Here is a 23,663-nt window from a genome sequence, read left to right on the forward strand (position 1 = left end):
AAGTATAATGAAAAAAATAAGAAGAGTTAGAAATTTAATTGCAATTATTTTTGCAGCTGTGTTTTTGCTAGCAGGATGTGGACAAAGTAGCACAGATTCTACAAAGAGTAGTGAAAAATCGCAGCAAAAAGTTATAACTGATGCTGCAGGGCAGAAAGTGAAAGTTCCTGCCAAAATTGATAAAATAGCCGATGCATGGCCGGCACATAATGAAATGGTAACTATGCTTGGAGCTGGAAATAAGATAGTTTCAACAATTTCTACTCCGCAATCTGTTCCGTGGCTTTATAAAGTAAATCCACAGATGAAAAGTGCAGTTACTGATTTTACAAATGAAAGTGTAAATACAGAAGAAGTTTTAAAGACAAAACCTGATATATTGTTTATGCCGATAAATTCTAAGACAGCAGGAAAGGTAAAGGAACTTGGAATTCCTACAGTACAATTAAATTTTACTGACTTTGACAGCATGAAAAAGACTGTTAAATTAACAGGAGAAATTCTTGGAGGGGATTCAGTAAAGAGAGCAGACAAATATGTTTCTTATTTAGATAGCAAATTGAAAATGGTAACAGATGTAACATCCAAGATACCTGATTCACAAAAACCAAAAGTACTACATATAATATCTTTTTCACCACTTACGGTAGATGGAAAGAATACTATAATTGATTCATGGATAAAAGCAGCGGGTGGAATAAATGCAGCATCTGAAATAACTGGTAATATGAAAGTAACTTCTACAGAGCAAATACTCAAATGGAATCCAGATGTTATAATACTTGGAAGTAATACTTTAACTGATGCCAAAAGTGCTATAAAGAATATAGACCAGTTAACTCAAAATTCAACTTGGAGCCAGATAAATGCTGTTAAGAATAGGAAGGTTTATATAAATCCAACAGGAGCATTTTTGTGGGACAGGTATGGTGCAGAAGAAGCATTACAGATACAATGGGCAGCAAAGACACTTCACCCTGATAAATTTAAAAATTTGGATATAGTTAAAGAAACTAGAAACTTTTATAAGACATTTCTGAATTATGATCTTACAGAGGAAGAGGCAAGCAAAATTATAAATGATAAAAATCCTGATTAATTAATATATTATTTTATTAGACGCTGGATAAATGGATAAAATCATTTGAATCATTAAGTTGGCGAGGAGCAGAAGATAAATCTACTCCTCACAAAATCTAAATAATTTAAACCACTTTTGTTTCTTTTGTTTCTTTCTCTCCTTTCGGCTAATATATTCAGATTGATTATTTTGAATTTGTTCAACTAATTCTTTAGTATTTGTAATAGAATCAAATAGGGAATTTTTATCATTTAATATCTTAGATAAATTATCATTGATTAGAGAACTGCTTTTTTCAATATCACTTTTAATGATATTTGTATTGTTTTGCATAATATCTGAAACAGATTGTCTAATAATAGTTTCTATTTCAGGTTTTATCAAATTGGATATTGCTTGTGCTGCAAATTCTAAATCTTTTTGATTACTAAATAGGGAAGAATCATTATCTAAGAAATATTGTTTAATTTGTTGTGTTGTATAATGCTTTTCCTTGGATAAGTATTGAATCATCTTTAATTTGTTAATATCATCTTCAGTAAAATTTCTATATTTGCAGTGATGATTGGAGTTTAAATAGTCTTTGAAAGTAAGACAGTAATTTCTAATTGTTTGAGTGCTGGTGTTTAATAATTTTGCAACATCTTTTGTCTTGTAAGTATTTATTTTGAAATCGCTTATGTTTATTGATTTGTTTTCCATAGTTATCACTCCTTTTACAATATTATACAATTAATTGGAAATATTATCAAGACGATTTTTATATAAAATCATTAATATAAATAAAGTTCTTGACTAGGGAAAACTCTGTAAGGTTATTTTATTTAATTGCTCTATAATATAATATTTTAAGGATATTTTTTACTTAACTACAATATTTTATATTAGAGAGTAATTATATTTAAAAATTGATTTTTTAATGTTGGTACATAGAGATTTTCTCATTTTTATTGATATATACTTTGATAATTTTATTTGGTGCCAAAAATTTTGTTTATCAATGGATCTTACTTAGTGGGAGTGTTACAGTAGGCAGTTATCAGATAAAAAGTGAGGAAGTCCTATCATATAAATTTTAGTCCTTATGGGACTAGAAAAATAAAATCCTTAGAATTATGTTAAAGTCTAAAATAACTTATAAGGGGGTAATTGAATATGAAACTTAACTCTTTTGTAATAGCTGATGCCCATAAATGTATAGGGTGTAAAGCTTGCGAACTTGCCTGTGCTGCTTCACATTCTGATAATGACGGGAAGACAGTGGGAACAGTAGAAACTCCAATTATGCCGCGGCTTTTTCTTGTTAAAACAGCTGAAGTAACTGTGCCTATTCAATGTCGACAGTGTGAAGATGCTCCTTGTGCCAATGTTTGTCCGGTAAGGGCTATTAGTCAGCTTGACAATAAGATTGTGGTTGATACCGAAGCTTGTATAGGATGTAAAACTTGTATAATGGCTTGTCCGTTTGGTGCAATGGATCTTGTACCTAAGTATAAAGATGGTCAACTAGTTACTCAGAATGTGCTTATGTCTGAAACGGATAATGGTTTAGTAAAAAAAGAAGTAATTGTGGCACATAAATGTGATTTGTGTATTGATCAGCCTGATGGTCCAGCTTGTGTTAGGGCATGTCCAGAGAAAGCGTTGGAACTTATTGTACCAAAACAAGTAAAAAAGAAACGAAATATAGAGGCAGTTGATAATCTTTGGGATGCAGTAAAAGGTGTTTTTGATTAGAAATTTAATCTAAAATAAGCTAGGAGGCGATTGTTTTGACAGTTAAAAGTGAAGGTATTGTCAAAATTGATAAAGAGTTGTGTACAGGATGTAGACGATGTGCAGATATTTGTCCTGTAGATGCTATAGAAGGTGAGAAGGGACAACCTCAAACAATTAATACTGAACGCTGTGTTTTGTGTGGTCAGTGTGTACAAATTTGCAGTGCTTATGCATCTGCATTTGATGAAGATATTACTCCTCATAAGGAAAAGATAAAAGAGCGTAATATGCTTCCATCTGTTAAAGAGCCCTTATTTGCATCCTACTATAGAGGAGATGCTCCAGCAGTAAAAGAGGCCTTAGCAAATTCTAAACTTTTTACTATGGTTCAATGCGCACCAGCAGTACGTGTGGCTATTGCCGAAGAATTTGGTATGCCACTTGGAAGTTTAACACCAGGGAAAATGGCAGCTGCGCTAAGAGAGTTAGGTTTTGATCGAATTTATGATACTAATTTTGCTGCTGATCTAACTATTATGGAGGAAGGCAGTGAACTTATTAAAAGGGTTACTGAAGGTGGAGTACTGCCAATGTTCACTTCATGTTGTCCTGCTTGGGTAAAATTTATTGAGCAGGATTATCCGGAACTTATTCCACATCTGTCTTCTTGTAAATCTCCGCAGCAAATGGAAGGTGCTCTGCTTAAAACATATGGTGCACAGGTTGATGGTGTAGATGCTGGCAAGATTTATAGTGTTTCAGTTATGCCTTGTATTTGCAAAAAATTTGAATGTGAACGTCCTGAAATGAAAGACAGTGGATATCAGGATGTAGATGCTGTAATTACCACACGGGAACTTGCACAATTAATCAAGGATGATGGCATTGATTTTAATGGTTTACCTGAAAAAGAATTTGACAAGCCACTTGGAACTTATTCTGGTGCAGGCACTATTTTCTGTGCTACTGGTGGTGTTATGGAAGCTGCCCTGCGTACGGCATATAAATTGATTACTAAAGAAGAGATTCCAGATGTCGATCTCAAATTCATAAGAGGAGGCGAAGGCGCAAGAAGTTCAGAAATTAAAGTAGGAGATTTAACACTAAAAGTAGCAGTAGTTGCTGGTCTGAAAAATGTTGTACCAGTTTTGGAAGCAATTAAAACTGGGAAAGCAGATTTCCATTTCATTGAAGTGATGACCTGTCCAGTTGGATGTGTTAGCGGGGGCGGACAACCTAAGGTATTGATACCTGATGAAAAAGCTGATTCGTATACTAATCGTACATGCAGTACGTATGTACATGATGAAAATATGGAATATAGAAAATCACATGATAATCCTGAAATACAGAAAATTTATAAAGAATTCTTGGTAGAAGATAATATTCATCATTTGCTTCATACTACGTATACGCCAAGGAGGTAAGTATATTAAATACCTTATTGTATGGGGAATTTTTTAGTTTGTTACAAAACATAATTAAGATTATACTATTAATAAGTAACTCAATTTTCGCAGTTAAAAAACTTGCGAAGCAAAGCTTTTGAAAATAACAAAGTTCAAATAACAAAGAATAGATAAAGATGATTTTCTTCGTAACTCAGGAAATCTATAATTTTAATATTTTCTGACATTAGGAAGAAAGTTATCCTTATTTGATATTTGAACTTTGAACTTTGTTCTTTAAGAAAATTGCTTCGCAATATTTTTATATTAAGTCAAAATTTTATATGTGCGTAAATTGAGTAAATAGCTATATCAGAAGAGGAGAAGTAAAATGGAAACTAAAAAATATAATGTCCCCAATATGATTTTAATTGGTTCAACTGCTAGAAACAGTGGAAAAACTACTCTTGCTGTTTCAATAATAAATAAATATAAATTAAGTAGACCGGTGGTAGCACTAAAAGTGACAACTATCCAGGACAAAAATGGGAAATGCATACGCGGAGGAGAAGGTTGTGGGGCATGTTCAAGCTTAAAAGGAAACTTTGAGATAACGAAAGAGTTAAATTCAGACAATAATAAGGATACATCTTTACTATTAGCTGCTGGTGCAGAGAATGTTTACTGGCTAAAAGCATTAAAGAATAATATATACGAAGGGTTTAATGCATTTATTGCTAAAATGCCTGAAAATGCTCTTATAATATGTGAATCAAATAGCTTACGAAAAGTTGTTAATCCAGGCGTCTTTATTATGATAAAAAATTCAAAAGATAGTCAAATGAAAAAGTCAGCAAGTGAAGTTATAGATCAAGCTGACATAACTATAGAAAATAGTTTTAATAATGATTTTGAAAAAGTAATAAAAGAAATAGAGAATATAATTAATTGATCAAATTTAATTACATAAAAAATTCTATGTAACTGATTTCTAATGAAATTCTAATCTTTAACTAATTGTCTTCTAATTATTCCCCAGTAGTATATAGGCATAGAGAAAATTCATTATTAAAAAATAGTTATAGGGAGGAATTAAGATGACAATTTCAATTGAACAAATTGATTCATTAAGAAAAAGAGCAAATGTAAGCTATAAGGAGGCCAAAGAGGCACTTGAAAAATGTAATGGTGATTTGCTGGAAGCACTTTTGTATTTAGAGGAACAGAATAAAATCAAACCGGAGCATGAAAGCATAAAGGGATCACCTTTTATTAAAAAAATTAAAAATATTATTTTAAAGGCTAACAAGGTAAGATTTGTAATATCTAAAGATGATAAAACAATTTTAAATTTGCCTTCTACTCTGGCAGTTTTACTTTGTATATTTGCATTTCCTGTTGCAATAGCTGTTGTAGTAATTGCTTTAATTACAAGTTGTAAGATAAGATTTCATAAAGAAAGTGGAGAAGAATGCAGTATTAATAGTAAAATAGATAAAGTTACTGAAGCTATGAACAATGCCAAATATAAAATAACAGAAGAGATTAAGAATGCATAAAATGAAACCTGCTTATGATTTTTCATAAAGCAGGTTCTATTTTTGCATAGAATTTAGCTTATTATAAGGATTGTGAGTAATAAAAAAGGTATAATAAAATTAAAAAAGTACAGGAGGATAATATGGCTGGTGAAAAAATTCTTATTGTAGAAGATGAAGTGAAAATTGCAAGGTTTGTTGAGTTGGAACTTCAACATGAAGGATATATTGTAGATAAAGCTGTAGATGGAAGAGATGGACTGGAAAAAGCTTTAAATGAAAACTTTGATCTTATAATACTTGATGTAATGCTTCCTTCATTAAATGGAATGGAAGTACTAAGGAGGTTAAGGCAGAACTCTGAAGTTCCTGTCATCATGCTTACTGCAAAAGATGAAATAATGGATAAAGTAATGGGACTTGATATTGGTGCAGATGATTACATTACAAAACCATTTGCTATAGAAGAACTTCTTGCACGTATTCGTGTTACATTTAAGCATAAAAGGGTTACACCAGATAAATCTGGTATTATAGAAATAGGTAAATTGAAACTTAATGTGAGTAAATATCTTACTACATATGATGATGAAGTAGTAGAACTGACAAAAACAGAATTTGATCTATTAAAATATTTAATGGTAAACAAAAATATAGTACTTTCAAGGGAAAACATTCTTGAAAAAGTATGGGGATATGATTATACAGGGGATACTAATGTAGTAGACGTCTATATTCGTTATTTGAGAAGTAAAATAGATGATAGATTTAATCACAAATTTATTTATACCGTTCGAGGAGTGGGGTATCAATTAAAGGATGAGTAAGATTAAGCTTATATTTAGAATAATAGTTAAAATTATAAAGATTTTGTTTTTACTATTAGAGCGTGCTTTGAAGATTTTACCTAAATATTTAAGCAGGGCAGTTGAAAGTATAGAAAACAAACTTAGATTTTCCATTAGCTTTAAGATAACAGTAACCTATGTATTCACCTTTGTGATAATTTTTTTCTTCATTACTTTAGGTATAATTGGAAGCTTTAACTACTATATGCAAAATAGTAGAAAGGATAATTATATAGTAGTTCTTTTAGAAATTTTAGCAGTATGGAATATTATAGGATTAATTATAATCATAATAATTGGTTCAAAGGCCAGTAAAAAATTTTTATCTCCTGTGTATACTATGGCAGATACAGTGAAAAAGATATCAATTAACGCCCTGGATAAAAGACTTGATATTAAGGGATCAAAAAATGAACTTAAGGATTTAGCAAAAACTTTTAATGATATGATGGACAGAATTCAAAGTTCTATAGAGAAACAAAATCAATTTGTTTCTGACGCATCACATGAACTGAGAACACCTATTTCAGTAATCCAAGGATATGCTAATATGTTAGACCGCTGGGGAAAAGATGATAAAGATGTACTTGAAGAATCCATTGATGCTATAAAAAGTGAATCTAAAAGCATGAAAGACTTGATAGAGAAACTTTTATTTCTTGCAAGAGGAGATAAAAATACTCAAAAAGTTGAGAAAGAAAATTTCATGATGAATGAGCTGATAGATGAAATAGTAAAAGAGACAAAATTAATTGATGATGTCCATAAAATAGAAAATGAGCATAATGATGAATTTAGCATCAATGCTGACAAAAAGCTCATAAAGGAAGCTATAAGAATTTTCATAGACAACAGTATCAAATATACCGAGAAAGGTGAAGGCATAAAAATTGATTCTTATAAAAGAGAAAAGGAAGCTATAATAACCATTGCAGATAATGGTACAGGAATTTCAAAGGAAGACTTGCCTCATATATTTGATAGATTTTATAGAGCTGATAAATCTAGAACTAAAAGTAGTGGAGGTACAGGCTTAGGTCTTTCAATTTCAAAGTGGATAATAGATAAACATAATGGCAAAATTCATGTTTGGAGTGAAATAAACATAGGTACTATAGTAAAAATCACTTTGCCAATATAAATTGAATGTTTTGTCGTATTGTTATATAATTTTATTAGGCTCATATTTTGGGAATATGGGCCTTTAGATTACAGAAAAAGAGGTAAATATTATGGAGATTACTAACTTTAATCCGCAGGATGTAATATTTGCACTAGATATAGGTACAAGAACCGTAATAGGTACTGCTGGAATAGTGAAGGATAAAAAATTTAATATAGTATCAGAACATTGCGTGGAGCATGAGGAAAGAGCAATGATTGATGGGCAGATACATGATGTAGGTCTTGTGGCAAATGCAGTAAATGCTATAAAGAAAAAAATAGAAGAAGACCTAAACATGAAATTGGAAAATGCAGCAATAGCAGCAGCAGGAAGATTTTTAAGAACTGTATCTGTAAAAGAGGATATGAACATTGATTATGATAAGGAAATAGATAGGGATACCATAAGGAGTCTTGAGTTAACTGCGGTGAAGTCTGCGGAAAAGCAGGTAACTAAAAATACAAAGGGAAGATTGTATTGTGTAGGGTATAGTGTGAAAAGCTATTATCTAAATGGTTATCTTATAAGTAATCTATTGGCACATAAAGGAGAAAATATATCGGTAGAAGCTATAGCAACCTTTCTTCCAAGGTCTGTAGTAGACAGTTTGTATTCTGTTATGGAAAAAGTAGGCCTTCAGGTAGTAAGCTTGACTTTAGAGCCTATTGCAGCTATGGAAGCTGCAGTCCCACAAAATCTAAGGCTCTTAAATTTAGCACTAGTTGATGTAGGAGCAGGAACTTCGGATATAGCAATAAGTAGTAAGGATACTATAAGTGCTTATGGTATGGTATCCCAGGCAGGGGATGAAGTTACCGAAGTTATAGCACAAAATTATTTAGTCGATTTTAACACTGCAGAAAAGATAAAAAAACAGTGTAATGAAAATGAAACTATAAAGTATACAGATGTTTTAGGCATAGAAAGTAAAATATCTTCTGAAGAAGTTATAAAGCTCATAAATCCTGTTGTTAATAAGATAGCAGATGAAATTGGAAATAAAATAGTTGAGTTAAATGGAGATAAACCGCCTAATGCAATTTTTCTTGTGGGTGGAGGAGCTCATACTCCGGAACTGAAGGAATTCTTAGCTAAAAAGTTGAACATGCCTCTCCAAAGAATTGCCATAAAGGGAAGAGAAGCGGTTACGGATTGTGTATGTCTTGACAATTCTCTTGGAAGTACAGGGGTTACTGTTTTAGGTATTGCACTTATTTCCATAAGAAGACTAGGACATGGATTTATTGATGTAATGTTAAATGGAAATGTAATAAGTCTTTTTAATTCTCATGGACATACTGTAATGGATGTAATGCTGCAAGCAGGAATAAATCCTAAATCATTAATAGGCAAAAACGGTAAAAATATAAGATTTACAGTAAATGGTATAAAAAGAGTAGCTTTTGGTACTTTAGCTTCCAATACCAAAATAACTGTAAATGGAATTGAAAAAAGCATGGATGAGGAAATTAAAGAGGGAGACGACATAGAAATAAAGTATGCAATTAATGGAAAAAATGCTGTACCTAAAGTAATAGACTACATACAAAAATCCTATTCTGTGAGCTTTTTTATAAATGATTTAATAGAAAATTTAGAACCTGCAGCATATATAAATGGAAATAGAGTAAAATTGGATAGTACCATAAATGAAGGAGATAATGTAAATATAATCTTACCAGAAACCATTTCTGACTATGAAAAATATTTTTCGACTGACAGTGGAGAGGAATTTGTATATTATTTAGATGGAAACAAATTAGACAAAAAATATATTATAAATGAAGGGGACAGAATTTATAGAATAACTAAAGTAGAAGATGGAAAAGAAAAGAATTCTAAAGAAGAAAGACAGGAAAATTTAAGTTCAGAAGAAGTGGCTTTGGAAACGGCGCCAAAGGAAGAAGATATAAGAAAAGATAAAGAGGATGAATTACACAAATCTACTTTGGATGAAAAAAGTAAGGATACAAATGAAATAACTGTAGTTGCAAATGGAAAAACTGTAGTACTTACGGGGAAAAAGGATTATATATTTGTGGACATATTTAATCACATAGAATTTGATCTAACAAAAATTAAAGGAAAGCTGTATTTGCATTTAAATGGAAACAATGCAGGTTATTATGATAAGTTGTCTGAAGGAGACATAATAGAATTAGGGTGGGAATAAGTATTGATACTAATATTGGAGGAACAAATATGCAGAGAAACTTTTTGAAAATGGCAGAATCTATGAAACAAGAATTGATTGAAACGAGAAGGGATTTTCATAGGCATCCAGAACTTGGATATGATTTAGAAAGAACTTCTGGCAAAGTAAAACAATTTTTAAATAAATGGGGCATAGAGCATAAGGACACGGCCCGTACAGGAATATGTGCAATAATAAGAGGAAAAGGTACTAAAACTATAGGAATAAGAGCTGATATGGATGCACTTCCTTTAGAAGATAAAAAAGTTTGTGACTATTCTTCAGAGGTTAAGGGAAAAATGCATGCCTGTGGCCATGACGCACACACAACTATACTTCTTGGAGCTGCTAAAATCCTAAACTCTATAAAAGATGAATTAAGGGGAAATGTAAAATTGTTTTTTGAACCTGCAGAAGAAACTACAGGTGGAGCTAAGTTGATGATAGAAGATGGAGTACTTGAAGATCCAAAGGTTGATAGAGTAATAGGACTCCATGTAGAGGAAAATATAGAAGTGGGGAATATAGGACTTAAACTTGGAGTAGTGAATGCGGCTTCTAATCCTTTTGACATAAAAATTAAAGGAGTTGGATCTCATGGAGCAAGACCTCATATGGGAATTGATCCCGTTGTAATAGCAAGCCATGTAGTAATAGCACTTCAGGAAATTGTAAGTAGGGAACTTCCTCCTACAGATGCAGGAGTAATAACTATAGGATCAATTCATGGAGGTACGGCCCAAAATATAATACCAGATGAAGTCACAATATCAGGTATTATAAGAACTATGAAGACAGAGCATAGGGAATACGTAAAGAAAAGGCTTTGTGAAATAACAAATGGAGTAGTTAATTCTTTTAGGGGAAAATGTGAAATAGACATACAGGAGAGTTATCCTTGCCTTTATAATGACAATAGGGCAGCACAGGATATTTTAAATGCAGCATATGATGTTATAGGTAAAGATAAAGTAAAGATACTTGAGAAGCCAAGCATGGGCGTAGAAAGTTTTGCTTATTTTTCTATGGAAAGACCTTCTGCCTTTTATTATTTAGGATGCAGAAATGAAGAAAAACAAATAATACATCCTGCCCATGGAAATTTATTTGACGTAGATGAAGATTGTCTTCCTATCGGAGTTGCCATACAGTGCAAGGCAGCTTATGATTTTTTAAGATAGTACAGTATTTAAATGTACTTAGAGTTTTTATTGTAATGGGTATAAACTTTAAGTATATTTTTTATGTAGAAAAACAAGTATAAGTATGTAAGGTATTTTCTTTCAAATACCTAAGTTAAAAATTATATTTCTATTTATTGATTTAGTTAATAATAGTAGTATATAATTAGGTGTTGTCCAGATTAAATTGTAAATAATACAATTTGATAAATAGCAAAGAACTTTAAACTTTTTAAAAACTTTGCAATATAGAAATTTTAAATTACTAATTGCAGATATATAAGAGAGTTGTTAATTTTAAGACTTAGGAGAGATTGATATGAAATTGGAGATAGGAAAGAACGAAGCTGGTCAAAGATTAGATAAATTTTCAAGAAAATGGCTTCGGGATGTGCCACTTAGTGGTATATATAGAGCTATAAGAAAAGGTGATATTAAAGTAAATGGAAAAAAGGCTAAAGAAAAATATTTCCTTTTGGAAGGAGATATAGTAAATGCAGAATACATAACTTCTAAGGAAACGAAATCTAAATTTGAAAGAATAGACAACGCTTTCTTAAAGATAATTTATGAAGACAAAAATATGCTTTTGGTAGAAAAATGGCCTGGGGTTTTGGTGCATTCAGATAAAAATTCCAAGGATGCTACTTTAACTGATTATGTACTTTCACATTTGTATGATAGGGGAGAGTTTAATCCAGAAGAAGAGGTTACTTTTACTCCATCACCTTGTAATAGATTAGACAGGAATACTTCTGGTATAGTTATTTATGGAAAAAATTATGAATCATTGAAGTTATTGAATGAGATGATAAGGGAAAGAAGCATAAAGAAGTATTATATAGCTCTTGTAATTGGAAAAATAAAAGATGGAGTTTATGAAGGTTACATAAAAAAAGATAGAACAAATAACAAATCCAGTGTAAGCAATACACCGGAAAAAGATTCAAAAAAGATATCTATGAGAGTAAAAAATGTTAACACCTGCGGCATATATTCACTGATACAACTTGAGCTAATTACGGGTAGAAGTCATCAGTTGAGGGCTCACCTAGCATATTTAGGAAATGCAATAGTAGGAGACAGTAAATATGGTGTTTCAAATATAAATAGTTTTTTCTATAATAAATATGGTTTGGATTATCAATACTTATATGCATATAAGTTAAACTTTAGGAGCTGTCCTGAAGAACTTAATTATATGGAAAACAAGACCATAACAGAGGGACTTCCACCTATATTAAAGAAGATAAAAAAGGATATATTTAATAAATTCTAATATTTTAGGATATTAATAGTTTTTGATAGGGAGTTTTAAATTATGAAAGAGCAGTCAACAACTAAAGGTTTTGCCATACTTTCTATGGCAGGGATGGCCGTAAAAATATTATCTGTTATATATATACCACTTATGATGAAAATAATAGGTGAAGAGGGTTATGGATTGTATGGTGCATCTTATCAGGTATATGCCTTTGTTTTCGTACTTACGAATGCAGGTATACCTGTAGCTATATCAAAGCTTATATCTGAATTGAATGCAGTAGGTAATTATAGAGATGCAGTAAGGGGATTTAAAATAGCTAGATTTATTCTGGTCATTTTGGGAATAGTAATGGCATCTTTTCTAATTATATTTTCAGGGCCTTTAGCTAGTATAACAAAATATAACAAGGCGTATTTATCGCTTTTAACTTTGGCACCAGCTATATTTTTCACTTCCATTGCTTCTGCCTATAGGGGATATTTTCAAGGAAGGGCAAACATGACACCTACAGCAGTATCACAGGTTATAGAACAAATAGTAAATACCATATTTGCACTTGTATTTGCAGCCTATTTAATGAGATATGGAGTAGAAGTAGGTTGTACTGGAGGACCTATTGGAACTTCTTTTGGAGCTCTCGCTTCTGCTACATTTTTGATATACTGTTATGAAAAAAATAAAAAAATAAAGCTTCCTCAAAATTATGTGGAAGTAAGTAGGACAAGACTCACCACATCACAGCTTGTGAAAAAAATTATAAAATATGGAGTTCCTATAACTTTATGTGTAGGAATGACCTATGCTGGAAGTATAGTGGATTTAACCAATACTAAAACAAGGCTTATGGTTGGAGGAATAAGTGATACCAATGCTACTATACTTTATGGATATTTAAACAAATATCAGCAGCTTTTGAATGTTCCTATTGCTATAATATCTTCGCTTTCCGCAGCAATACTTCCAGCAATATCAGCAGCTTTTGCAGTTAAGGATAGAAAAAGGGTAAAAGATAAGATAAACTACTCTTTCAGACTTTGTTTCTTAATTGCGATACCTTGTGCAGTTGGATTTTCTGTTTTAAGTGGCCATATATACGAGCTTTTAAAGTTTGGAAAAGCATATTATATTATGGAATGTGGTTCTATAGTGCTTGTACTTATGTCAATAATGCAAATACAAACAACCATTTTGCAAAGTGTTGGAAAGCTGTTTACTGCTACATTTTATTCTGTAATAGGTATAGTAGTCAAAATATGTATAAATTATGTTCTTATTGCAATCCCTAATATAAATATATTAGGGGCAATAGTAGGAAGTATAGTGGGATTTGTCATACCTATAATATTAAACCATATAATTATTAGGAAATCTTTAAATGCAAAAGTTAGTCTTATAAGACATGCTGTTAAACCAGCAATTGCTTCTGTAATGATGGGAATAGTTGTATTTGCTTCTTCGTTTGCCATGGATTTTATATTTGGATTTATAAAGATTGCGTATATCCCAAATGCTATTTCTACAATAGTATCTGTTTTAGTAGGAATAATTACATATGTTTTTACTATGGCACTAATTGGCGGCATAAGAAAAAGGGATATGGAATTGCTGCCTGGTACAGTACGAAAATTAATACCAGGCTTTATATTGAGAAAAGTAAAATAAGATAGTATAAATAGAAAATTGAAATATTTTTTTAAAAAACTTGCATTACAAAATAAAATATGATAAAATTAGTCTTATTAAAATGCTAATAACTTATAACATGATTAGTATTTTACAGCAATATATCAAGTTTGATAATTAAATAACTATAATTCAAGGAAATTTTAAAATGCATTTCTGGGGGTCAGGGAAATGCATTTTTATTCAAAAAAATTTAGACGGGGGCTGAAAACATGAAATATAATTTAGGATTCCCTTCAAAACAAGGATTATATGATCCTGATTATGAAAAGGATTCTTGTGGGGTAGGATTTATAGCCAGTATAAAAGGTGAAAAAACTCATGATATTGTAAAAAAAGGTGTTAAAATTTTAGTTAACTTAACTCACAGAGGAGCAGTAGGAGCTGATACTAAAACAGGAGATGGTGCAGGTATACTTGTCCAAATTCCAGATGAATTTTTTAGAATAAATTGTGACAATTTAGGAATAGAATTACCTGAACCAGGTGAATATGCTGTAGGTATGGTGTTTTTTCCAAAAGAAACTGCAATAAGGCTGCAGTGTGAGGGAATACTCGAAAGGGCAGCAGAAGAAGAAGGACAGAAAATTTTAGGCTGGAGAGATGTACCTACAGATAATAGAAGTATTGGTGAAACAGCTAAGGGTACTGAACCTATTATAAGACAGATATTTATAGGTAAAAATGCACAAAATCAAACTGATTTTGAAAGAAAACTTTATATAATCAGAAAAAAAGTTGAAAATGAAGTTAAAAAAACTCTTGAAAGTGCAGCAAAGTCTTTTTATGTATGCAGCCTTTCAAGTAAAACTATAGTTTATAAAGGATTATTATTGGCAGATCAAATAAAGAAATTTTATATTGATTTAAATGATATAAACTTTAAAAGTGCCATTGCACTAGTACATCAAAGGTACAGCACAAATACTTTCCCAACTTGGGATTTAGCACAACCTTTTAGGTTTCTTGGACATAATGGTGAGATAAATACTATAAGAGGAAATAGAAACTGGATGAGATCACGTGAAGGCGTACTGAAATCTGAGGCTTTCGGAAAGGATATTAAGAAGCTCTTCCCAATAATAAGTGAAGGTGGAAGTGACTCTGCATCTCTTGATAATGTATTGGAGCTATTATATGAAGATGGAAAATCCCTACCACATGCACTTATGCTTCTCATACCAGAAGCGTGGGAAGGAAATAAATATATGGAAGAATACAAAAGGGCTTTTTATGAGTACCACGGTTCTCTTGTAGAACCTTGGGATGGACCTGCTGCGGTTGCATTTTCTGATGGTGTACAAGTTGGTGCTACCCTTGATAGAAATGGATTAAGGCCTTTAAGATATATGATAACTAAAAATGGTCTTGTAGTACTTGCATCAGAAACAGGAGTGTTAGAATTTAAAGATGAAGATATAGAGGAAAAGGGAAAACTAAAACCAGGCAAAATGTTCTTGGTTGATACTGCCCAGGGAAGAATAATAGATGATGAAGAATTAAAAAGAGATATATGCAAGAGTAAGCCTTATGAAGAAATGCTTCCTAAATTAAAATTTACTCTTGATATGTTTAATGCAGTTAGGACGAGAGAAGAAATACCACCTGTAGTATTAAAAGAAAAACAACAGGCTTTTGGTTACTCTCTTGAAGATTTGAGCAAAATAATAGGACCTATGGCAAGGGATGGTAAAGAGCCTGTGGGGTCTATGGGAAATGATACCCCTCTTGCAGTGCTTTCAAATAAAAATCAATTACTTTTTGCGTATTTCAAACAACTTTTTGCCCAGGTAACCAATCCACCTATAGATTCTATAAGAGAAAGATTAGTAATGTCTCTTGCAAATTATATAGGTTCTACTCAGGCTAATATATTAAATGGTAAAGATGGGGAAATCTCAAATGATCCTTTTATAGAGATAAAGAGTCCTACATTGACTAATGAAGAAATATCAAAAATCAAAAGCTTGAGAGATAAAAATTTTAAAACTACTACTATTCCTATTACATTTAAATGTGATACGGGAGTAGAAGGTTTTAAGGAAGCTCTTGAAAAAATTTGTGAGAGGGCTTCAAAGAGAATAAAAGAAGGATACAATATATTAGTTTTAAGTGATAAAAATGTTGATTCTTATGAGGCTGCAATACCAAGTTTACTTGCTGTTTCAGCAGTTCAGCACCATTTAATTAGAGAAAAAACACGTACAAAGGTTTCAATTATTGTAGAGACTGGAGAAGCAAGAGAAACTACACATTTTGCACTTTTAATAAGCTATGGTGCTTCTGCAGTTAACCCTTATCTTGTATATCAAACTATAGATGAAATGATAAAGGAAAAGGATATAGTTGGGATTAAACCAGAAGAAGCAAAGAAAAATTATATTAAAGCTATAAATCAAGGAATACTTAAAATACTTTCTAAAATGGGTATATCCACGCTGCAAAGTTATCATGGTGCGCAAATATTTGAAGCAATAGGTCTTGATTCAGAATTTGTGAATAAATATTTTGAGGGTACGTCATCTAGAATAGGCGGTATAGGTATTGATGTAGTTGCAAAGGAAGTACTTGCAAGACATAAAAATGCTTTTAATAAAATAAGAAAACCTATTTCTGAGCTCAATGTAGGTGGTAACTATTCCTGGAGAAAAGGAGGAGAGTTTCATCTCTTTAATCCTGAAACTATATACAAACTTCAAGTTGCAGCAAGAACTAATGACTATGGTATGTATAAGCAGTATGCTAAAGTAATAAATGAACAAGATAAAAATTTATGTACAATAAGAGGCTTGTTTCAATTTAAAAAGGGAAATGAAATACCTATAGAAGAAGTTGAACCAGTAAGTGAAATTCTTAAAAGATTCTGTACAGGAGCTATGTCCTTTGGTTCTATAAGCAAAGAAGCTCATGAAACTATAGCTATAGCTATGAATAGAATAGGTGGAAGGAGTAATACTGGAGAAGGTGGAGAAGATCCTGATAGATATGTACTAGATCCAAATGGTGACTCCAGAAGAAGTGCCATAAAACAGGTGGCATCAGCACGTTTTGGTGTAACTACAGAATATTTGGCAAATGCAGATGAAATTCAGATAAAGATAGCACAAGGTGCAAAACCAGGAGAAGGTGGACAACTTCCAGGTAGGAAGGTTAATAAGTATATTGCTAAAATAAGGTATTCAACACCAGGCATAGACCTTATCTCACCACCACCTCACCATGATATATATTCAATAGAGGATTTAGCTCAATTAATATATGATTTAAAAAATGTAAATCCTAGTGCAGCTATAAGTGTAAAACTTGTGTCTGAAGTAGGAGTAGGAACAATTGCTGCTGGAGTTGCAAAGGCTCATGCAGATTTAATACTTATAAGTGGTCATGATGGAGGTACAGGGGCATCACCTATGTCATCTGTAAAAAATGCAGGAATACCTTGGGAACTTGGATTGTCTGAGACACAACAAGTACTACTGTTAAATGACCTGCGAAGCAGAGTTAGAATTCAAACAGATGGACAGCTAAAGACAGGTAGAGATGTTGCAATTGCAGCACTTCTTGGAGCTGAAGAATTTGGTTTTGCAACTACTGCTCTTGTAGTAATGGGATGTACTATGCTTAGAAAATGTCATTTAAATACTTGTGATATGGGAATAGCTACCCAGGATCCTGAATTAAGAAAGAATTTTAAAGGAAAACCAGAGCATATAATAAATTTCCTTACTTTTATCGCGCAGGAAGTTAGAGAATATATGGCAAAACTTGGTTTTAAAACAATGAATGAAATGGTTGGAAGAGTAGATATGCTTGAGACAAAAAAGGCTATTACTCATTGGAAAGCTAAAGGTTTGGATTTGTCTGCTATACTTTATAAACCATATATGCCAAAGAGAATCAAATCCTACTGTGTAATACCGCAGGATCATGGACTTGATAAGGCAATAGATTATAAACTCATCCAAATGACACAAAAGGCAGTACAGGATAAGATAAAAGTTACTGCAAATTTAGAGATAAAAAATGTAAATCGTTCTGTGGGAACAATGCTAAGTGGAACAATTGCAAAGAAATATGGTGCCAAGGGACTTCCAGAAGATACTATAGTGTTAAATTTTAAGGGATCAGCAGGACAGAGTTTTGGAGCCTTTGGAATAAATGGACTTACTCTACTTCTTGAAGGAGATGCCAATGATTATGTTGGAAAAGGTCTCTCTGGTGCTAAAATAGTTATAAAAACTCCTGAGAAGGCAACCTTTGTTGCAGAAAAGAATATCATAGCAGGTAATACTATTTTATATGGAGCTACATCAGGAAAGGTATTTGTAAATGGTACTGTAGGAGAAAGATTTGCAGTAAGAAACAGTGGTGCTATAGCTGTAGCTGAAGGTGTAGGAGACCACTGCTGTGAATATATGACTGGCGGAAGAGTAGTTATTATAGGACAAACAGGAAGAAACTTTGCAGCTGGTATGAGCGGCGGTATAGCTTATGTACTTGATGAAGATGATTCTTTTGATAGAAAATGCAACATGGAAATGGTTGAAATTGCACAAATGGCAGATGAGGATGATGTAAATACAGTATATAGTTTAATACAGGAACATTATAAATATACAGATAGTGCAAAAGCTAAAAAAATTCTTGAAAAATGGGATGTATATAAAACCAAGTTTAAGAGGGTAATACCTACTGCGTATAAACTTATACTGGAACAAACCAAATTAGAAGCAGCTGCTGCTTCTAATATGTAGGAGGTATCACTATGGGAAAAATAACTGGTTTTAAAGAATATAAAAGAGAAAATCCAAAAGAACGTCCGGTAGAGGAAAGAATCAAAGATTATAAGGAAGTATACTATAAACTTCCTAAGGATAAATTGAATGTACAGGCAGCAAGATGCATGAATTGTGGAACTCCTTTTTGTAATTGGGGATGTCCTCTTGAAAATCTAATTCCGGATTGGAATGATTTTGTATATAAGAATGAATGGCACAAGGCGTTTGAAAGACTTTCATTAACTAACACTTTCCCTGAATTTACAGGAAGAATATGTCCTGCTCTCTGTGAAGGCTCTTGTACACTTGGAGTAAATAGAGAACCTGTTTCTGTAAGGCAGCTAGAACTTAATATAATCGAAAAGGCTTTTGAAGAAGGATGGATAAAACCTAATCCACCAAAAGTTAGAACTGGAAAAAGGGTAGCTATAGTAGGTTCAGGACCATCTGGACTTTCAACTGCTGCAGAGCTCAATTCTGTAGGTCATACTGTTACTGTTTTTGAAAGAGCAGATGAAGTTGGTGGACTTTTAAGATATGGTATTCCTGATTTTAAACTTGAAAAACATGTAGTTGACAGAAGAGTAAATATTATGAAAGAAGAAGGAATAATATTTAAAACAAACATAAATGTAGGAGTAAATTACGATGTAAATGAACTTTTAGGTAATTTTGATGCTGTTGTTTTAACAGGAGGTTCTACTATTCCAAGAGACCTTAAAGTGGAAGGAAGAGAACTTAAAGGCACTTATTTTGCAGTAGATTTTCTAAGGCAGCAAAATAAAAGAGTTTCTGGTAAGAAAATTACAGAAGAAGAGATAAATGCCAAAGGAAAGATAGTCGTTGTTATCGGTGGAGGAGATACAGGTTCCGATTGTATTGGTACTTCTATAAGGCAGGGAGCTAAAAAGGTTTATCAATATGAGGTTATGCCAAAGCCACCTGAAAATCGTGATAAAACAATGCCGTGGCCTGTTTTCCCAAAAACTTTGAAAACTACTACTTCCCATGAAGAGGGATGTATACGTGAATGGTGTATAAACACCAAAAAGCTTGTAGGAGAAAAAGGTGTATTGAAATCACTTAAAGGTGTAAAGGTTAAGTGGGAAGATAACAATGGTAAGAGACAAATGGTAGAAGTACCAGGTACAGAATTTGAACAACCAGTTGATTTGATACTTTTAGCTATGGGATTTTTGCATCCTCAGCATGAAGGATTGCTTGACAGCCTAGGTGTAGAATATGATGCTAGAGGTAATGTGGTAACGGATGTGAATTATATGACTGCAAAAGAAGGGGTATTTGCAGCAGGAGATATGAGACGTGGACAATCTCTTGTAGTTTGGTCACTAAATGATGGTAGAAGAGTGGCAAAGAATGTTGATAAATATTTAATGGGAGAAACATCTCTCAGAGGATAATTTTAATAATTGAAAATTAAGAGTTAAGAATTAATAGTTATGATGAATTTTTTCCCGTTAACACTTAAGAAAATCTAGTGCAGAGTGCTATTGAAGCAAAACTTCAATAGCACTCTTTAAATTTTTCATTATTGTAAAAATATTTGAAGTATAAGTTTATTTTTATGTTAGAAAGCCTATGAGATGATTCTAATTGAAATTTGCCATTATATGATTTGGTGTATTTAAATAACTTGTAAAAATAAAAGTTTTGCCCGACAATTGAATAAAATTGGGCACTTGAAATAAGAACATCCAATAAATAATTCACATGTATTGAAAAAGGATGGAAAACGGTATACAATAATCATATTAGATAGGTTGTGTTAAAAAAATAAATAGTATAATATAATATTTGTATATTTAAAATATTGAAATTGAGAAATTTAGATTACTCTCTATAAAGGGGGTTATTAAAGATAGCAGTCATTTAACTGACTATAAATTTATTATACGAGGAGGAATACAGATGGAACTTAACAAAAAAGTTGATGAAATGAAAAAAGAGTTGATTAAGGCAACTCAAGAGGTAGTTAGAATTAAAAGTACTCTAGATGAAGAAAAGCCAGGTATGCCTTTTGGTGAAGGCCCAGCAAAAGCACTTGAAAAGGCTCTTGAAATTGCAGCTGAACTTGGATTTCATACATATAAAGAAGAAGAAGGATATTACGGATATGCAGAATACGGTGAAGGGGAAGATTATGTAGCAGTTCTGGGACATATGGATGTAGTGCCAGAAGGAGATAATTGGATTTATCCACCTTATGGAGCAGAAATACATGAAGATAAGATTTTTGGCAGAGGTACATTGGATGATAAAGGAGCAACAATGGCAGCACTCTTTGGATTAAAGGCTATAAAGGATCTTAAAATGCCGCTTTCAAAAAAAGTAAGGGTTATTTTTGGAACAAATGAAGAGACGGGAAGCTCTGAAATGCATGTTTATAATAAGAAAGAAAAGGCTCCAGTATCTGGATTTACACCAGATGCCATGTATCCACTTATAAATGCTGAAAAGGGTATAAGAAGATTTCATGTTGTTAAAAAATTGACTTCTTGCAATTGTGGAATTGCAATTAAATCATTAAAAGGTGGAATAAGACCTAACATGGTTCCTGATAAATGTGAAACTGTAATATCTATAAAAAATACAGAAGATATGGTTAAAGCAGTAAAGGAATTTGCAGATAAAAAGGGATATAATATGAAAACTGAAATTGTAAATGGAGATGTAGTTTTACACACATTTGGAGTAGGAGCTCATGGAAGTATGCCTGAATTGGGTAAAAATGCTGTAATGCAGACTTTTGACTTTTTAGGAACTATTGCAAAAGGATCTTGTCCTCTTGCAGACTATATAAATTTCTTTAATAAATATGTTGGATTTGAAACAGAAGGTACTTCACTTGGAATAGCCTGTGAGGATAAACCATCAGGAAAATTATCATTAAATGTAGGGGTTGCTGAAATCAATGAAGAGACGGCTGATTTGTGGTTAGATATGAGATATCCTGTTACAAAGAAAGGTGAAGAAATCATGGATACCCTTTCTAAGAAATTTGCAGAGTGTGGTGCCAAAATAGAAAGAGTAGAAGCTGATGAACCTCTTTATTTCGCAGAAGATAGTGAGTTAGTTAAAACTCTTCTTAAAGTTTATAATGATGAGACTGGCCAGGAGGGAAAAGCTTATGGAATAGGCGGAGGAACTTATGCTAAGGAGCTTCCGAATATAATTGGATTTGGACCAATATTCCCTGGAAAACCAGACCTTGATCATCAGGCTAATGAATATATTGAAATTGGGGATCTAGTAATGAATGCTAAAATATATGCCCATGCAATATATGAACTTGCAAAATAATTTTACAATTTATAAGATGAAATAGCACGAGTAATTCGTGCTATTTTTATGATATAATACATGTTAATATTTAGAAGTGGAGAAAAGTATGAATCTAACAATAATTACTGTAGGAAAATTGAAAGAAAAGTACCTAAAAGATGCAGTAGAGGAGTATTCGAAAAGACTGTCTAGGTATTGCAAAATCAATATAGTGGAAGTTCAGGATGAAAAGACTCCAGAAAATGCTTCTAAAAAGGATGAAGATATTATAAGGGAAAAAGAAGGAGCAAGAATATCAAAGTATATAAATGATAGTATGTATGTAGTGGCAATGGATCTAAAGGGAAATACTATGACTTCTGAGCAGTTTTCTGATTTTATTGGAAATTTAGGACTTCAGGGCAGGAGCAATATTGCTTTTATAATAGGTGGTTCTCTAGGTATTTCCAGGGAAATTTTACAAAGAGCTGATTACAAGCTGTGTTTTTCCAAGATGACTTTTCCACATCAGCTCTTTAGGGTAATGCTTTTGGAGCAGATATACAGGGGATTTAAGATAATGAAAGGTGAACCTTACCACAAATGACCTAGATTTTTTGTGGAAAATGCTGATATAAGCGGGTTAAGAGAGTACATATACAAAATATAATTAAAATAATTATTACTATAGGGTAGATTTTAGAAGAGGATTATAATTAATTTTATAGAATACTATAAATTATACGCAATTAATGGAGTACAAAAGGAAATGGATGCTAATGTTTTTATTATTTTATTAAAGTATATGGCAATAAGTGTTTTGTTTTTTATTATCATAGTCCTTGTAGTAATCAATTTATATCCACTTTTATTTTATAAGTCTCCTGAAACAAAATTGAAAAGGGATAGATATGATGTGATAATTATTTTAGGATTTCCTGCATTACAGGACGGGAAACCTTCCCCTATAATGAGAGAGAGAGTTATAAAAGCAGTTGAATTATTTAATAAGGGATACGCTAATAACATTATATGTTCGGGTGGAGGAGTTTATAATAAATATATTGAAGCAGATATTATGGCTAATTTCGCAGAATCATTAGGTATTCCCAATAGTTGTTTGATTAGAGAGGATAAATCAAGAAACACATATCAAAATATACAAAATTCAATAAAGATAATGGAAGATAAAAAATGGTCATCAGCAATGATAGTAACTTCTCCCTGGCATTTAAGACGTTCTAACTATTTTTTATCAAAATTCAATATTACATATCAAATGGAGAAGTCTGACTATCCAAGAGAATTCTCTTATATTTATATTATTGCTATGTATATGTGGGAAAATTATGTAATGATCAAAACTAAAATAAAAAGGCACTAATACTATACTATTCCTAAGATTCTTATATTGTAAATTAAGAATTATTTGTATAGTATAAAGAAATGATTATGGAAGCTAATAAAGGAAATGATTTTAGAACATTTAATAACATTCGAGATGCTGAGAGTTGGATTTCAAAGTTATCTGATGACTGCCAT

General features: G+C 32.1%; 17 protein-coding genes. 16 read left to right on the forward strand and 1 reads right to left on the reverse strand.

Features of this window, described 5'->3' with window-relative positions:
* The first annotated feature begins 7 nt into the window (after positions 1 to 7).
* Complete coding sequence (locus tag CLAU_RS18755) at positions 8 to 1,099, forward strand: ABC transporter substrate-binding protein (protein WP_013238385.1); 1,092 nt, start codon at positions 8 to 10, stop codon at positions 1,097 to 1,099.
* 81 nt (positions 1,100 to 1,180) lie between these two features.
* Here CLAU_RS18755 and CLAU_RS18760 read toward each other — a convergent pair whose 3' ends face one another.
* On the reverse strand, positions 1,181 to 1,783 hold the full coding sequence (locus CLAU_RS18760) for a MerR family transcriptional regulator (RefSeq protein WP_013238386.1): 603 nt from the start codon (positions 1,781 to 1,783) through the stop codon (positions 1,181 to 1,183).
* A 453-nt stretch (positions 1,784 to 2,236) separates the two neighbouring features.
* Between CLAU_RS18760 and CLAU_RS18765 the strand changes: the two genes are divergently transcribed.
* The 15 genes from CLAU_RS18765 (at position 2,237) to CLAU_RS18835 (ending at position 23,505) form a co-directional block, all read left to right on the forward strand.
* Positions 2,237 to 2,818, forward strand: coding sequence for a 4Fe-4S dicluster domain-containing protein (locus tag CLAU_RS18765; protein WP_013238387.1), 582 nt, complete (start codon positions 2,237 to 2,239; stop codon positions 2,816 to 2,818).
* Between the two features lie 35 nt (positions 2,819 to 2,853).
* Positions 2,854 to 4,227, forward strand: a complete 1,374-nt coding sequence (locus tag CLAU_RS18770; RefSeq protein ID WP_023163434.1) for a [FeFe] hydrogenase, group A — start codon at positions 2,854 to 2,856, stop codon at positions 4,225 to 4,227.
* Positions 4,228 to 4,579: 352 nt separating this feature from the next.
* Positions 4,580 to 5,140 carry a hypothetical protein gene (locus tag CLAU_RS18775; RefSeq protein ID WP_023163435.1) on the forward strand — a complete coding sequence of 187 codons (561 nt, stop codon included), beginning with the start codon at positions 4,580 to 4,582 and terminating at the stop codon, positions 5,138 to 5,140.
* A gap of 145 nt (positions 5,141 to 5,285) precedes the next feature.
* Complete coding sequence (locus CLAU_RS18780; RefSeq protein WP_013238390.1) at positions 5,286 to 5,747, forward strand: DUF4342 domain-containing protein; 462 nt, start codon at positions 5,286 to 5,288, stop codon at positions 5,745 to 5,747.
* Between the two features lie 122 nt (positions 5,748 to 5,869).
* Positions 5,870 to 6,553 (forward strand): response regulator transcription factor, encoded by a 684-nt coding sequence (locus CLAU_RS18785; protein WP_013238391.1) that lies wholly within the window; start codon positions 5,870 to 5,872, stop codon positions 6,551 to 6,553.
* Positions 6,546 to 7,715, forward strand: a complete 1,170-nt coding sequence (locus CLAU_RS18790) for a sensor histidine kinase (protein ID WP_013238392.1) — start codon at positions 6,546 to 6,548, stop codon at positions 7,713 to 7,715. Before CLAU_RS18785 ends, CLAU_RS18790 begins: the two co-directional genes overlap by 8 nt.
* Positions 7,716 to 7,806: 91 nt before the next feature.
* Positions 7,807 to 9,912 carry a cell division protein FtsA gene (locus tag CLAU_RS18795; RefSeq protein ID WP_013238393.1) on the forward strand — a complete coding sequence of 702 codons (2,106 nt, stop codon included), beginning with the start codon at positions 7,807 to 7,809 and terminating at the stop codon, positions 9,910 to 9,912.
* A 29-nt stretch (positions 9,913 to 9,941) separates the two neighbouring features.
* Entirely contained in the window at positions 9,942 to 11,114 is a 1,173-nt protein-coding gene (locus CLAU_RS18800) for a M20 metallopeptidase family protein (protein ID WP_013238394.1), read from the forward strand.
* 319 nt (positions 11,115 to 11,433) lie between these two features.
* A complete protein-coding gene (locus CLAU_RS18805) occupies positions 11,434 to 12,393 on the forward strand; it encodes an RluA family pseudouridine synthase (RefSeq protein WP_013238395.1) in 960 nt (319 codons plus the stop codon).
* 42 nt (positions 12,394 to 12,435) lie between these two features.
* Positions 12,436 to 14,043: a putative polysaccharide biosynthesis protein gene (locus tag CLAU_RS18810; RefSeq protein ID WP_013238396.1), complete on the forward strand. Its 1,608-nt coding sequence runs from the start codon at positions 12,436 to 12,438 to the stop codon at positions 14,041 to 14,043.
* A gap of 233 nt (positions 14,044 to 14,276) precedes the next feature.
* Positions 14,277 to 18,815: a glutamate synthase large subunit gene (gltB, locus tag CLAU_RS18815; protein WP_013238397.1), complete on the forward strand. Its 4,539-nt coding sequence runs from the start codon at positions 14,277 to 14,279 to the stop codon at positions 18,813 to 18,815.
* Between the two features lie 11 nt (positions 18,816 to 18,826).
* On the forward strand, positions 18,827 to 20,260 hold the full coding sequence (locus CLAU_RS18820) for a glutamate synthase subunit beta (RefSeq protein ID WP_013238398.1): 1,434 nt from the start codon (positions 18,827 to 18,829) through the stop codon (positions 20,258 to 20,260).
* A 508-nt stretch (positions 20,261 to 20,768) separates the two neighbouring features.
* A complete protein-coding gene (gene pepV, locus CLAU_RS18825; protein WP_023163436.1) occupies positions 20,769 to 22,160 on the forward strand; it encodes a dipeptidase PepV in 1,392 nt (463 codons plus the stop codon).
* An 88-nt stretch (positions 22,161 to 22,248) separates the two neighbouring features.
* Positions 22,249 to 22,728, forward strand: coding sequence for a 23S rRNA (pseudouridine(1915)-N(3))-methyltransferase RlmH (gene rlmH / locus CLAU_RS18830; RefSeq protein ID WP_013238400.1), 480 nt, complete (start codon positions 22,249 to 22,251; stop codon positions 22,726 to 22,728).
* A 162-nt stretch (positions 22,729 to 22,890) separates the two neighbouring features.
* Entirely contained in the window at positions 22,891 to 23,505 is a 615-nt protein-coding gene (locus CLAU_RS18835) for a YdcF family protein (RefSeq protein ID WP_013238401.1), read from the forward strand.
* Positions 23,506 to 23,663 lie beyond the last annotated feature (158 nt).

The sequence above is a fragment of the Clostridium autoethanogenum DSM 10061 genome, from assembly GCF_001484725.1.
Classification (GTDB): Bacteria; Bacillota; Clostridia; order Clostridiales; family Clostridiaceae; genus Clostridium_B; species Clostridium_B ljungdahlii.